At 62.0% G+C, this 12,187-nt stretch carries 13 protein-coding genes and 1 pseudogene; 4 read left to right on the top strand and 10 right to left on the bottom strand.

The annotated features are described in order from the left end of the window. The 3 genes from ACN0WV_RS18985 to ACN0WV_RS18975 form a co-directional block, all read right to left on the bottom strand. A partial coding sequence (locus ACN0WV_RS18985) for a PHP domain-containing protein (protein ID WP_417607820.1) occupies positions 1-1,264 on the bottom strand: 1,264 nt, incomplete at its 3' end. Beyond that, positions 1,261-2,715 (bottom strand): Y-family DNA polymerase, encoded by a 1,455-nt coding sequence (locus tag ACN0WV_RS18980; RefSeq protein WP_417607819.1) that lies wholly within the window; start codon positions 2,713-2,715, stop codon positions 1,261-1,263. The genes ACN0WV_RS18985 and ACN0WV_RS18980, both read right to left, overlap by 4 nt. Then, the gene (locus ACN0WV_RS18975) at positions 2,630-3,208 is read right to left on the bottom strand and encodes an ImuA family protein (RefSeq protein ID WP_084354563.1); all 579 of its coding nucleotides are present in this window, start codon (positions 3,206-3,208) and stop codon (positions 2,630-2,632) included. Before ACN0WV_RS18975 ends, ACN0WV_RS18980 begins: the two co-directional genes overlap by 86 nt. Positions 3,209-3,332: 124 nt before the next feature. On the opposite strand from ACN0WV_RS18975, the pseudogene ACN0WV_RS18970 reads away from it, so the two are divergent. Together ACN0WV_RS18970 and ACN0WV_RS18965 are read left to right on the top strand one after the other, a co-directional pair. Further along, positions 3,333-3,566, top strand: a pseudogene (locus tag ACN0WV_RS18970) (IS3 family transposase); the annotation flags it as partial. A gap of 324 nt (positions 3,567-3,890) precedes the next feature. Continuing rightward, the gene (locus ACN0WV_RS18965) at positions 3,891-4,409 is read left to right on the top strand and encodes a cytochrome b (RefSeq protein WP_417607818.1); all 519 of its coding nucleotides are present in this window, start codon (positions 3,891-3,893) and stop codon (positions 4,407-4,409) included. 101 nt (positions 4,410-4,510) lie between these two features. On the opposite strand, the gene ACN0WV_RS18960 is transcribed toward ACN0WV_RS18965, so the two are convergent. After that, entirely contained in the window at positions 4,511-5,452 is a 942-nt protein-coding gene (locus ACN0WV_RS18960) for an endonuclease/exonuclease/phosphatase family protein (protein ID WP_417607816.1), read from the bottom strand. A gap of 55 nt (positions 5,453-5,507) precedes the next feature. On the opposite strand from ACN0WV_RS18960, the gene ACN0WV_RS18955 reads away from it, so the two are divergent. Continuing rightward, positions 5,508-6,032 carry a hypothetical protein gene (locus tag ACN0WV_RS18955; protein ID WP_417607814.1) on the top strand — a complete coding sequence of 175 codons (525 nt, stop codon included), beginning with the start codon at positions 5,508-5,510 and terminating at the stop codon, positions 6,030-6,032. A gap of 277 nt (positions 6,033-6,309) precedes the next feature. Here ACN0WV_RS18955 and ACN0WV_RS18950 read toward each other — a convergent pair whose 3' ends face one another. From ACN0WV_RS18950 to ACN0WV_RS18930, 5 genes are all read right to left on the bottom strand, one after another. Next, complete coding sequence (locus tag ACN0WV_RS18950; RefSeq protein WP_417607812.1) at positions 6,310-8,082, bottom strand: monovalent cation:proton antiporter-2 (CPA2) family protein; 1,773 nt, start codon at positions 8,080-8,082, stop codon at positions 6,310-6,312. A gap of 92 nt (positions 8,083-8,174) precedes the next feature. Continuing rightward, positions 8,175-9,152, bottom strand: a complete 978-nt coding sequence (locus ACN0WV_RS18945) for a pirin family protein (RefSeq protein WP_084354477.1) — start codon at positions 9,150-9,152, stop codon at positions 8,175-8,177. Positions 9,153-9,188: 36 nt separating this feature from the next. Continuing rightward, entirely contained in the window at positions 9,189-9,482 is a 294-nt protein-coding gene (locus ACN0WV_RS18940) for a GNAT family N-acetyltransferase (protein WP_084354475.1), read from the bottom strand. Further along, positions 9,472-10,194: an alpha/beta hydrolase gene (locus tag ACN0WV_RS18935; RefSeq protein ID WP_417607810.1), complete on the bottom strand. Its 723-nt coding sequence runs from the start codon at positions 10,192-10,194 to the stop codon at positions 9,472-9,474. The genes ACN0WV_RS18940 and ACN0WV_RS18935 overlap by 11 nt, the downstream gene beginning before the upstream one ends. Next, positions 10,191-11,120 carry a ring-cleaving dioxygenase gene (locus ACN0WV_RS18930; protein WP_417607809.1) on the bottom strand — a complete coding sequence of 310 codons (930 nt, stop codon included), beginning with the start codon at positions 11,118-11,120 and terminating at the stop codon, positions 10,191-10,193. The genes ACN0WV_RS18935 and ACN0WV_RS18930 overlap by 4 nt, the downstream gene beginning before the upstream one ends. A 114-nt stretch (positions 11,121-11,234) precedes the next feature. Between ACN0WV_RS18930 and ACN0WV_RS18925 the strand changes: the two genes are divergently transcribed. Then, positions 11,235-11,576, top strand: coding sequence for a winged helix-turn-helix transcriptional regulator (locus ACN0WV_RS18925; RefSeq protein WP_084354464.1), 342 nt, complete (start codon positions 11,235-11,237; stop codon positions 11,574-11,576). 22 nt (positions 11,577-11,598) lie between these two features. On the opposite strand, the gene ACN0WV_RS18920 is transcribed toward ACN0WV_RS18925, so the two are convergent. After that, positions 11,599-12,117 carry a substrate binding domain-containing protein gene (locus ACN0WV_RS18920; RefSeq protein WP_417607808.1) on the bottom strand — a complete coding sequence of 173 codons (519 nt, stop codon included), beginning with the start codon at positions 12,115-12,117 and terminating at the stop codon, positions 11,599-11,601. Between the last annotated feature and the right edge of the window lie 70 nt (positions 12,118-12,187).

Genomic DNA, 12,187 nt, shown 5'->3' with positions numbered 1-12,187 from the left:
CGAACACCATGCCGATCATGTCGGGGCTGACATCGGTGATGCCCAGCAGATAGCAGAGGATGGAATTGGCCGCCGACCCACGCCCCTGACACAGAATTCCGCGGGCACGGGCTTGTCCGACGATGTCATGAACGGTGAGGAAATACGGGGCGTAGCGCAACTCGCCGATCAACGACAATTCCTTGTCCATCAACCGATGCACCCGCTCGGAGGCACCATCCGGATAGCGTCGTCTCACCCCTTCATGGGCAAGACGTTCGAGCCGGGCTTGCGGGGTTTCGCCTTCCGACATCTCATCGGGATACTCATAGCTTAAGTCGGACAGGTCAAATCCACAGCGCGCCGAGATTTCCAGCGTGCGTTTGAGCGCCGCCGGATGCCGACGATAGAGCCGCGCCATATCGGATGCGCTCTTGAGGCGGCGTTCGGCATTGGGCAGAGCCTTGGTGCCGATCTGGTCAATGGTGATCCCTTCGCGCAGGCAGGTGAGCACATCCGCTAACTGTCGGCGTTTGCCATGATGCATAAGCGCATCCCCCACCGCCACCATCGGTGTCGAGCAGCGTAGCGCCGTGGCGGCACAGGCATCGAACCACGCCTGATCCGACCCGTCGTAACGCGGCGACGCACCCAGAAAGACCGCGCCTGGAAAACGTCGGGCGAGCCGCAGCAAAGACGCCTGTTCAAGACCAAGATCAGGCGGCGGCAAGGCGATAAGGATCATCCCTTGGCACCCCACCTCCAGATCGCGCAGATCGAGGTGGCATTCGGCCTTTTCCGCCCGCCGCTTTCCCAGAGTCAAAAGCCGTGACAGCCGGTGATAGGCCGCGCGGTCAGTGGGCAGGGCCAGCCATTCCACGGGGCAATCGCGCAGCACGAGTCGGCTGCCGACGATCAGTTTCGGCAGATGCAGCGTTTGAGGGGTTTGTAAATCTTGCGGTCGCCCGACTTCTTGGCGCGAGCAGGAATCCACCTGATGGGATGAGCGCACGCGCAAGCTCTGGCTTGCCTTCTCGCGCAGAGACTTCAGCGCCGAATAGGCCCGCACCACACCTGCAAGCGTATTGCGATCGGTGATGGCGATGGCATTCAAACCCAGCTCAGCCGCACGCAGCACCAATTCCTCCGGGTGCGAAGCCCCGGTGAGAAAGGTGAAATTCGTCGTCACACACAGTTCCGCATACCCCGCCCTGCCCCGTTGCCGGAGCATCGCCTCGAACTGGGTGGATTCGGCCTGGCGTTGATCGCGGGCAACCTCGATCATGTGAATTCCCCCTGCACGAACCAGCCGGGGGTTTGCGGGGTATAGAACAGCCAAAGCCGCCGCCCTTCGCGTGTATCCACCTTCCAATAATCGCGCACCCCACTGCGCCAATTGTCGTCGGGAAGCCACCATTCCGGTGCAATTCGTTCGGGACCGACCGCGCGGCCCGTTGTCAGGCGCATCCGACGCCAGCGAAATTGTACGGGGGGTTGCGATCCACTGGCCGAGATCGGCTCCGGCGGGAACAGGCTTATAGGCCGCGAACGGAGCGCGCTCCAACCGCTCTCGGGCCTGCTGTAAGCCGCAGACGCAATAGAAAATGCGCGCTCGGGAATATGACTGTCAGCGGGCAAAAAACGCTGGATATTCTCCAGCCCGATCCGGGTGCCGATGCGCGTGATCAGATCGTTGAGCTGATCGGGCGAGTTCTGACGGCTGCCGGTTTGCTGCTCAGGGAGCGGTTCGACCTGCGTGGCTTCAACCCGGATTTGGTCAATGCCAAACCCTGCATCGACCTCGGCCACGCCCCGTTTGAACAGCGGCAAAATGCGGGTCGGATCACGCAGCGGCGCAGCAAGCCGCAGCTCGACCTTCTGGCACCCCTGATCGACCCGTCGCAGGGTAAGGCACAGACTGCGCGCGCCCATCTCCTGTGCTTTGAGCTTGTCGCAAAGCGGTGTGAGCAGTCGTGCGGCGATGCCCATCACGTCCTCGGTCAGACCAATGGGGTCAGGCAGGCTCATCCGTGTTGCGTAATGCGGCGGATCCTTTTCAGGGGCGGTTGGCTCGGACACATTACCCGTTGCCTGATCCAGCCGCAGCATCAGTTCGGGGCCAAAACGACGAGCGAGCGGTGCGCGCGCAGCCGCGGTAAGATCGCCGATACGGCGAAGCCCCAGACGTTGCAACGCGGTGACCATCCGATCTTCAAGTCGCAGCGCCGCAACGGGCAAATCTGTGAGCGTGCTATGCTCGTCACCGAAATGCGCACGGGCCCAAGCGGCACCACGAGTCTCGCCCAATCCGAGCCGCACCCCCAGCCCGGAACGATCAGCCCGGGTCCGCATATCGGCCAGCATGGCGGCCTCACCGCCCCAAAGATGCGCAACGCCGGTGACATCGAGCACCAGCCCGTCCGTTCCCTCATAACCCACCCAAGGACAATAGCGCGTCGCCCAGCGGCGCAGGGTGGCAAGGAAGCGCATGTCGAGATCGGGACGGGCCGGTTGGCTCATCAAGTCGGGGCAAAAGGCGCGGGCATCGGCAAAGCTCATATCACGGATAAGACCCGACCGCTCCGCCGCTTGATTGAGGCAATAAACCCGTTCAGTGTTATTGGCCTTCAACGTCAGTACAAAAGGCCCGTCAACCGGACGCGCCCGTAAAATCCGGTCGCTCGCCAACCGGGGAAACCACATCGAGACGACTTGTTTGCTGATTCCACCGAACATGCCAGACACCAAGTGTTCCTGATTTGTTCTTAATAATTTCCCAACGCATCAAAGTCGAGTCCTCCCATTCTTGATCGAAGACCGGGGTAGCGCGCCAACGGGTTTCCGCAGCATTCGATCCCATACCGTCCGGGATGATGCACAAACCTGTCGTTCGCCCCGCCTTTGCCGCGAGTTGCAAGCGCCGCCCCTCACGCAGATCGAGCGGGCGGGTCACGTCGAGCACAACATTGGGCAGCGCACCGTCCTTGAGCGCCTCTTCGGCCACAGCAAGTGCATCCACCTGATCCTTGGGGCGGGCCAGCAAAAGCTGCGCCGGATCGACAAGCGGCAACAACCCCTGTGGCGTCAGAGTCTCAGAAAGCCACGCTTCCCTGATCCACAGCACATGCCCCCGCACAGCCATCGAGGCAAAGGCGATGGCTCCGGCTCCGCAGACCTCATGGACGCGGGCACGGCGTAGAGGGAAGACGCTGTGGAACTCGACTCTCATGGTGAGAACGTAAGCGGAACAGGCGGAGGCATCAATGACCATGCTCATCTTGCGTGACGTCTTCGACCCTCTGCCGACTTGTTCACTGCCCGGCAGGGCATTGCGAAATAATGTCCCGAGAGGGGGTGTCGATCCAAAGCCGACCCGGCGCGCATGCCCTCCGGATAATCCTGAGATCAGAGCGGAGATGAAGACCGTCGCGACCAAGCGCCGCCGGCTTGGCTATCAGCGGATCGGCGTGATGCCGGAGCGCAAGAGAATGATCATGAACCACGAGAAACTCTATCGACTTTACACAAAGGAAAAGCTGGACGTCATGAATCTACAGCCCTGGCCGACAGAGAATTGGTCTCTGGATCATACAAAACACGATGGAAAATGGCGGAGGGAACGGGACTGGATTCGAACTTTTCGCGGTTACTTCCGCCGTTGCGATCCGGTCGGATCATGACGGCTGCTTGATCGCGCCGATCGCCGAGGGCCTCGGCAAGATCCCGGGTCCGTGCCGCAGATCAGGGTACCATGGGAACCTCTTCGACAATTTGATCTGGCTCAACCGCGCCCCGCGATCTCGTGGCAGAACCGGGCGGGCGCTATATCTATTCGACGGGTGGCAGTATCGTCCGGCCCCGACCCCCGACAAATACAAAAATACTCGACAATCCGACCACATGGAGTGCCGATGCCTGACCTTACAGACGCCCCTGACCCCCTTGCAATGGGGCATGGTCGTCCTGTTCGCCGCGCAATTCCTTTCTGTCGGCGCTCGCATGACGTTTCCCCGCGGCGACACGATCTGCAAGGTATTGTGGAGCTATCACCATACGCTTGGCGTCACGCTTTGCCTGCTGGTCCTGCGACGCAGCGCTTGGAAGCTGGCGAATATGCATCGGTGCCCGCCCATACGGGCCTCAACGGACGGCCCGCGACCGTGGGGCATGTGGCAATCTATGCCCTCATGGTGATCGTTCCGGCAGTGGGTCTTGATGCCGAGGCAGTTGACATCCGCGGGCTCATCTATCTCGGAATCGAGATATTTCCGCCCCGCGAAACGAGGACGGCCTTGATGCGGGCATCGGAAGAATGGCATGCGACGCTGGGCTGGATATTCGGTCTTCTCGTGCTCGGGGACATCGCAATGGCGGTCGGCTGGCATCACCTGATCAAGCGCGACGGTTCTCTGGAACGCATGTTCGGTTAATTGCGCTGCCGAAATTGAAGTTTACGGCAACTTATGTCGTTCAGTCGATGCTGAAGCATCTGCAAGGCGAATTGCTGTCCGCGATGTTGCTGAGCGCCAATTTATTCAGCTTCCTGTCTGGGCCTCTGTGGCAGCAAGAAGTCCACGACTACGGGATAGTGGTCCGTGGGCCATTCGCCATCGAAACGATGTCTGAGAACCACCGGAGGTCTGGCCAGGACCAAGTCCCCTGCCCAGGCGACATGGTCGATGGCGCCGAACAGATTTATCCCACGATTGAAATGATAGGTTGCCCCCTCGACGGGCGCAAAGGTGAAACCCGCGTTCTCAAGGATCTTCACGCCCCGGTCGCCACGCCGGGCGTTCAGGTCGCCGACCACCATCACCGTCTCCTTGGCCGCCAACCACGACGCGACACGCGCAGCCACCAGGTCGATCGAGCGCAGACGGTTGGACCGACTGCCATAATCGGTGTGGACGTTGACGACCCTGAATTCCGTCTGCGACCTTCGCTCGCGGAACCGGGCCCAGGACGCGTATGCGGGGTACGAGCCGTTGAATGTGCGCGAATAGATGGTGTCCGGCGTGTCCGAGAAGAAGAACCACCCCTGCTCCAGCATCTCCAGTCGTTCGGTCTTGTAGAAGATCGGCTGGGTCGACGGAAACTCCACAGGATCGCCGATGGCGGCGGCTGCGAAGGCGGGGTTGCGCTCCAGCAACCAGTCGAGTGCAAGATTGTCGCGGCTTACACCGCCGCGGGTGAAACTTTCCATCTCCTGAAATGCAACGACATCCGCATCCATCTCTTTGAACGCCAGATCGAGCGGACCGCGCCGCCGGTCCCAATCCCCGCGCGACCATGGCCCGGTTTCCTGGCCCATGACGATGTAATGCACATTGTAGGTCGCTATGCGCAGCCCCTCCAGAGGTGCATTCGGAAGAGCTTTGTCGCCGGAGTTGCGGTAGAGCTGGAAGGCGACAGCGACTATCGCGGCAAACAGCACGACCATCAGCCACTTCAATATGCCGCGCAGCATCTTCATGACGACGGATCGTTTGGCATGAGGTGGTCTGCTCCTGTCGAGTGGTCCGTTCCGAATGCTAATGCATGGTCGGCCTTTGGTCTATCCGGTGGCGCAGAACCGGCCGGTGATCCTGCTCGCGGTACGGCCGAGCATCACGCTCAGGGGCATGATCCAGGCCTTGGACCGCGCTGATGCCTGGTTTGATCGTGAGCGCATTTTCCTTTTAACTATCATGTTGCTACAATCGTGGCGGAAACACTCGATGCCCTTGATCAAGCCAATCCTCAACGTGATCGCGACCTTTGCGTTGATTGCTTCTGGCTCGTCCGCCAGCGCGCAGTCACGGCCCGAACCGATGATCGCCGCCATCCCGGACAAGGGCGCGGTCCTGGCGACGGCGGACAGCATTCCAACCCTCGTCTCGTCCGTTCCGCGCGATCTGGCCGAACGGATGCAGCGCGGTGGACTGGTTTTTGTTCATCGTTACACAGGATCGGAGAGCGGAGGCCCCGATCAGCAGCCACCCGACGGGGCGATACCAATCGCTGATCACAGCAATCAACGGCAGCAGCCCAAATTTCTCCACCGCACGTCGTAGTTCGGTACGGCTGAAGTCGCCGGCGTCTGACAGCGAAGGCGGAATGAGTGCCATGACGCATATCGAAAGACGATAACGCGTTAGCCTCCGGGGACCAGATCGGGTGCATCCGCTCTCGAAGTGGGATCGTTGTCCTTGATGATTTCACCATCGAGAGCTTGCAAACCCTGAGATCTGGCAATCCCGCTATATTTGTGAGAATCCACCAAGACCACCCGCTTTTGCAAGAAACAGTATGACTTTGGACCGAGTGGTCCTGCGGGCTTTGGGCCTCACTTTAATCTCGCCCCATCGGCTCGGGAGCAATGGCAGCCACGATGGCATCTCGCTCGTCCTTGTCACGGGCCGCGAGGATCTGCTCGTCAAGCCGCGCGGCATCGCGCTTGCGTACGCGGGTAACGACTGCCTCGGCGGCACCATCTGCATAGCCCAAAGCGCGCAATGTCTGCCCGCCGAGGGCCAGGGCCGATAGCAGGGTTTCGCGTAGAATCGCGTCCGTTGGAACGTCTTCGCTGGCAAGGCGAACCGCGTGGATCCGGTCGTGCGCGCGGACAAGCAGAGCGGCGTTCGGGAACTTGCGGCGCACCGTCCTGACGATATCGAGCGTCGTGGCAGGCTCATCTGTGGCCACCACGATGGCGCTGGCTGTGGCGGCCCCGGCGGCGGTCAGGACCTCGGCCCGTGTGCCATCACCGAAATGCACGCGCTCGTTGAACCGCTTTGCCTCGCGAATGCGGTCAGCGTCATGATCAAGCAGGGTCACGGCAATCCCTTCCGCGATCAGCGGCTGCGCCACCAGTTGTCCGACCCGGCCGAAGCCGACGATCAGCACCGATCCTTCGGCGTCGGTGAAATCCTCGTCGATCGTCTCGCGCTCGGGCCTTCCCATGACCATGCCGTAGGCGCGGTCGGATTGCGACGACAGCGCCATCGACAGCGTGACAATCGCCACGACGATCGATGAAACGTCACTAGGCAGGATCAGCGCGGAACTGGCGGCGGCGAACAGGACAAAGCCGAATTCCCCGTGTTGCCCCATGGCAAAGGCTATACGCAGCGCGGTGGGATGCGGCGTGCCAAATGCCCGGTTCACGCCATAGGCACCGATCCCCTTCAACGTCACCGTGATCGGCACAGCGAGCATGATGATCAACCAGTTGTCGGCCACGGCAGAAAGATCAAGCGAGAGGCCCACGGCCACGAAGAAAAGCCCCATAAACAAGCCCCGGAACGGTTCAATATCGGCTTCCACCTCGTGGCGATAGGAGGATTCGGCCAGCATTACCCCGGCGATGAAGGCTCCCATGGCGTAAGACAGGCCCGCCGAGGCCATGATCAGCGCGGCAAAGACCACAACGCCAAGCGCGGCGGCTGTCATCAGCTCTGGCGTGCGAGTGCGGGCGACGATGCGGAATATCGGATCCAGCGCGTAACGCCCGATCAGGATCAGCAGGGCGATGGCGCCGATGCCGATGACCGTAGCCTGAAGGTTGTCCAACAGCGTCGCTTCCTCGCCCGAAGGTGCCAACAGCGTGACCAGCAGGAGGAAGGGCACGATTGCCAGATCCTCGAACAACAGCACCGCGATAGCGGTCTGCCCGAAGGTGGAATTACGCTCGCCGCTCTCGTCAATGCCGCGCATGACCAGCGCGGTGGAGGACAGCGCCAGCCCCAGCCCGACGATCAGCGCCGCGCGCCAATCCAGTCCGACGACGAGGGCTGCCGTGGTCAGCAAGGCGGCACAGACCATGACCTGAGCCAGCCCCCGGCCGAAGATCGTACCGCGCATCTCCCAGAGCCGCGCGGGGCGGAACTCAAGGCCGATCACAAAGAGAAAGAGCACCACGCCGAACTCGGCGAAATGCAGCAGCTCTCCGGGATCGCGGGTGAAGGAGATCGACAGACCGATGCCCGCGACCACCCCCGCCACGAGATAGCCGATCACCGTGCCCAGACCCAGCCTGCGTGACAACGGCACGAAAATGCAGGCGAGAGCAATAAGCGCCAAAGCTTCGAGAAACGCCAGTTCCATGCCGACAAGACCGAACATTGCCCGACCCTCGTCAGGGTCGGCAGCGAATGCGGGAGAGCCCGCCGTTGCCGCGAGCAGGGCAACGGCAGCACACAGGATCGGCAAAGCCCTCACGGGTAATGTACCCCGCCCTCGGCGCGCATGACCTTGCGGTCATCCTCGGGCAGCGGGATGAAGTCTTCCTCATCGCCCGGCACGGTTTCGAACCGCCCGCGCCGCCATTCCTCCTTCGCCTGCTCGATACGCTCGGGCCGGGAGGACACGAAATTCCACCAGATATAACGCGGGCCGTCCATCGGCGCGCCGCCGAACAGCATGAACCGTGCGTGGTCCCCGGTGCCGTCAGACACCCCGGTGACGGTGATCTCGTCCCCCGGACGCAGGACAAGCAGTTGGCCGGGCTCGAAGGTAGATCCTGCGATCTCGATCTTGCCCCGGATGGTGTAAAGCGCCCGCTCTTCGGCATTTGGCCTGATCGGTGCTTTTGCGCCAGGTGCGAGCGTTACATCCGCATAGAGCGTGTCGGACGCCGTCTTGAGAGGCGAAGTGGCACCAAAGGCGGAGCCTGCGATCAGCCGCGCGGTCAGACCTTCGGCCTCGACCTGCGGCAGGTCTGCCTTGCCGTGGTGCATGAAAGCAGGGTCGGATTCTTCTTCGTTCTCGGGCAAGGCCATCCAGGTCTGCAACCCGAACAGGCGCTGGCCGCTGGTCAGCCGTTCAGGCGCGGTGCGTTCGGAATGCACGATCCCCTTGCCCGCCTTCATCCAGTTCACCGCCCCCGGCTCGATCGCGATGTCGGACCCTAGACTGTCACGGTGCAGGATTTGACCCTCGAACAGATAGGTCAGTGTGGCAAGGTTGATATGCGGATGCGGGCGCACGTCGATGCCCTGATCGGTCAGAAACTCCGCCGGGCCCATCTGATCGAAGAAGATGAACGGCCCCACCATCTGGCGCTTGTCGGAAGGCAGCGCGCGGCGCACCTCCATTTCGCCCAGATCGACTGCACGGGGCACGATCAGGGTTTCTACGGAATCGACGCTTTTGGCGTCTCCCGGAACGGGATCGGGGCAAGGGCTCCAGCTCATGATATCTCTCTTTCCTTGTTGTTCGGTTTTGCAGTCTCAGCCTTGCAGAACGTCCTGCCATTCGGGGTGCCGGGCAATCTGCGCCTTGGCGAAGGGGCAGAGCGGCACGATCTTGCGGCCCTCGGTGCGGGCATCCTCGACCCCGCGGCGCACCAGCGCCTGGCCGACGCCGCGCCCGCGCAGCGCATCCGGCACGCCGGTGTGGTCGATGATAATCGTGCTGGTTCCGGCCCGGGAATAGGTCATCTCGGCCTCATGACCGTCCACTATGGTCGCGTAGCGACCTTTGCTCTCGGTCTCTTCGCGGGTGATCTCGAAATCAGCGCTCATCGGTGTCTTCCTTTTTGTTCAAATGTTTGCGCAGCCACGCCGCCTCGTCGGCGACAATGCCATGACCGGCACCGGGAATGATAATCGTGTCGACCTGCGCGCCCATGTCGCCCAGAACCTTGGCGCTTTCGCGCACCCGGACCAGCGGGATATGCGGATCCTGTTCGTGACAGCCCAGCAGCAGCGGCACATTGTCGAGCCGGCCTTCGTAGTCGAACCGCTTGGCTGGACGATTGTAAAGCTCTGCCAATGGTGGCCCGTCTGCGTCACTTGTGCCGACCAGACCGCCCGAAAGGGCCGCGACGACGCGGAACGGGCGGGCAAGGCGCGCCGCTGCCTCAATGGCGAGACAGGCCCCTTGTGAGAATCCCACAAGGGCGATCCGCTCCGGACCAAAGCCTTGCTCTGCGAGATCCTCCAACAGCGCAGCGATGACACTTAGCCCGCTGCCAAGGCCCGGTTCATTTGCGTCAAGCGGGGCGAGGAAAGAGTCGGGCCACCAGGAGCGGCCCGCCGCCGCCGGGGCGAGGACCGCCAGATCCGGCAGGGCGAGGTGGTCGGCAAGACCGATCATATCTTCAGGCTCCCCGCCGCGACCGTGGATCATCACGACAGCCAGCCGCGCCCGGTGCAGCGGAGCCCCGGCCGCGACCAGCCGTTGCCCCGCATGCGGACCGGTGCCGCGGGTTTTTGCCTCCAGCGCGCCGCTCATGAGGGCACCCGGATTTCGGGCAGGACCTGCTCGATTCTTGCGCGATGCGCTTCGTATTTCTCGGGCAGTTTCAGCGCCTCGCCCAGACGGTCGGCATCTTCGTCCACGGCAAAGCCCGGCGGATCGGTCGCGATCTCGAACAATACGCCGCCGGGGGTGCGGAAATAGATCGCGTCGAAGTACTGCCGATCGATTACCGGCGTGACCTGCATGCCCACGTCAGACAGCCGCTTGCGCCATTCCTGCTGTTCCTCACCGTCCCGCGCCCGAAAAGCCACATGGTGAATGGTGCCTGCCCCGGGCCGCCCGATAGAACGGCTATCCGAGGTCATCAGATCCACGGCCGATCCCCGCTCAGGGTCAGTGGAACGATAACGCACACGGGTCTCTGTGCCTCCCGTGCCGCCGGTTGCGGTGGCATCTTCGGCCTCACGCACATAGCCCATCGCCTCCAGCACTCTGGCGGTGGGTTCCACCTCATCAAGCCAGAGCGTCACCGAATGAAATCCATCGTCGCGCGCGCCGCCTTCGATCAGCTCCACCCGCAGACCATCCGGGTCTTTCAGGGCAATCGCGCGTTCGCCGAAGCGTTCGAACGGACCCTCGAAATCCATGGCGGCCTCGGCGAGGTCGCCCATACGCTGCTCAAGGTCTGGAATGGCATAGGCAACGGCAGAGGCCATGCCCGCACCAGCGCGGCCCGGGCCTGCGTCCACGAAAGGAAAGAAGGTCATGATCGACCCCGGTGCCGCATCGTCATCGCCGTAATAAAGGTGATAGGTGCCCGGATCGTCGAAGTTCACCGTGCGTTTGACCAGCCGCTGGTGCAGCGTTCCGATCCAGAAATCGAGGTTGTCCTGCGGCGGGCCGGAAATGGCGGTGACGTGGTGCAGGCCGGGGATGGCTTGGGATGTGGATCGGGACATGGTGCTTTCTCCTTTGGAACACCGCACCGGACTGAATACAGCCGAAACGGATATTGCGATCAACGGTTGAAAGCATATGTAGGTCCCAAGTTACCAAGCGAAAGTCGTTACCAAATGGAAACCACCCCTGAAACCGACCTGAGAGAAGATGCCAGCGTTGAAATGGGCCTGCCCTGTGCAGCCGATACGCTGCTGCGCAAACTTTGGGGCCAATGGAAAACCCATGTGATCTATGTGCTGGGCGAACGGCAAGCCTGCCGCTTTGGCGTGTTGCGCCGGACGATCACGGGTATTTCGCCCAAGGTCCTGACACAACGCCTGCGCGAGCTGGAGGCGGATGGTCTGGTCTGGCGCGAACAGGAAAACACGATCCCGCCCAAGGTGACCTACGGGCTGACCAAGACGGGCCTCGCAGTGCATGCGGTCCTGAAAGATATCGAGAAGATCGAGGTTTGAGTGCGAGCGCGCACAGGGCCGCTTACCCACGCTCCCACGGGAAATCGCTGGCGGTCCTCACCAGATGATCGACAAACAGCCGCAGGCGGGCGGGCTGATAGCGGTTCGGCCGGAACAGCACATGAATATCCCGTTCCGGCCAGGTCAGATGATCGGGCAGAAGGTGTTGCAGGCGGCCTGCCCGAAGATGTTCGGCGACATAGAAGACCGGCAGGATGGCGATGCCGACACCCTCAACCGCCGCGCGGCACAGCATGTCACCGGAATCGGACCGCAGCGAGCCGCCAAGCGACACCCGCCCCACTTGCCCCGCCGCATCCTTGTAGCGCCATTCATGCGAGGCGCTATTGCCAGAGTACGCCAGCACATCATGCCGGGCGAGATCCTCGGGTGCCTCGGGCAGGCCACAGCGTTCGATATAATCGGAACTGGCGCAAAGCATGAAGGGGCATGACGCCAACCGCCGCGTCATCAGCGAGGAATCGGCGAGCGATCCGATCCGCACCACCACGTCATAGCCATCGTTCACGGGGTCTGTCAATGAGCGTTCAAAACTGACCCGGTTTCAGCGATTAAATTTGACCCACCCTATGTGGCGCAAAGCCCCCAGG

It is taken from the genome of Primorskyibacter flagellatus (assembly GCF_048268605.1).
Lineage (GTDB): Bacteria > Pseudomonadota > Alphaproteobacteria > Rhodobacterales > Rhodobacteraceae > Primorskyibacter > Primorskyibacter flagellatus.
The sequence above is the reverse complement of the archived record's forward strand: the minus strand, read 5'-3'. Positions and strand labels throughout refer to the sequence as shown.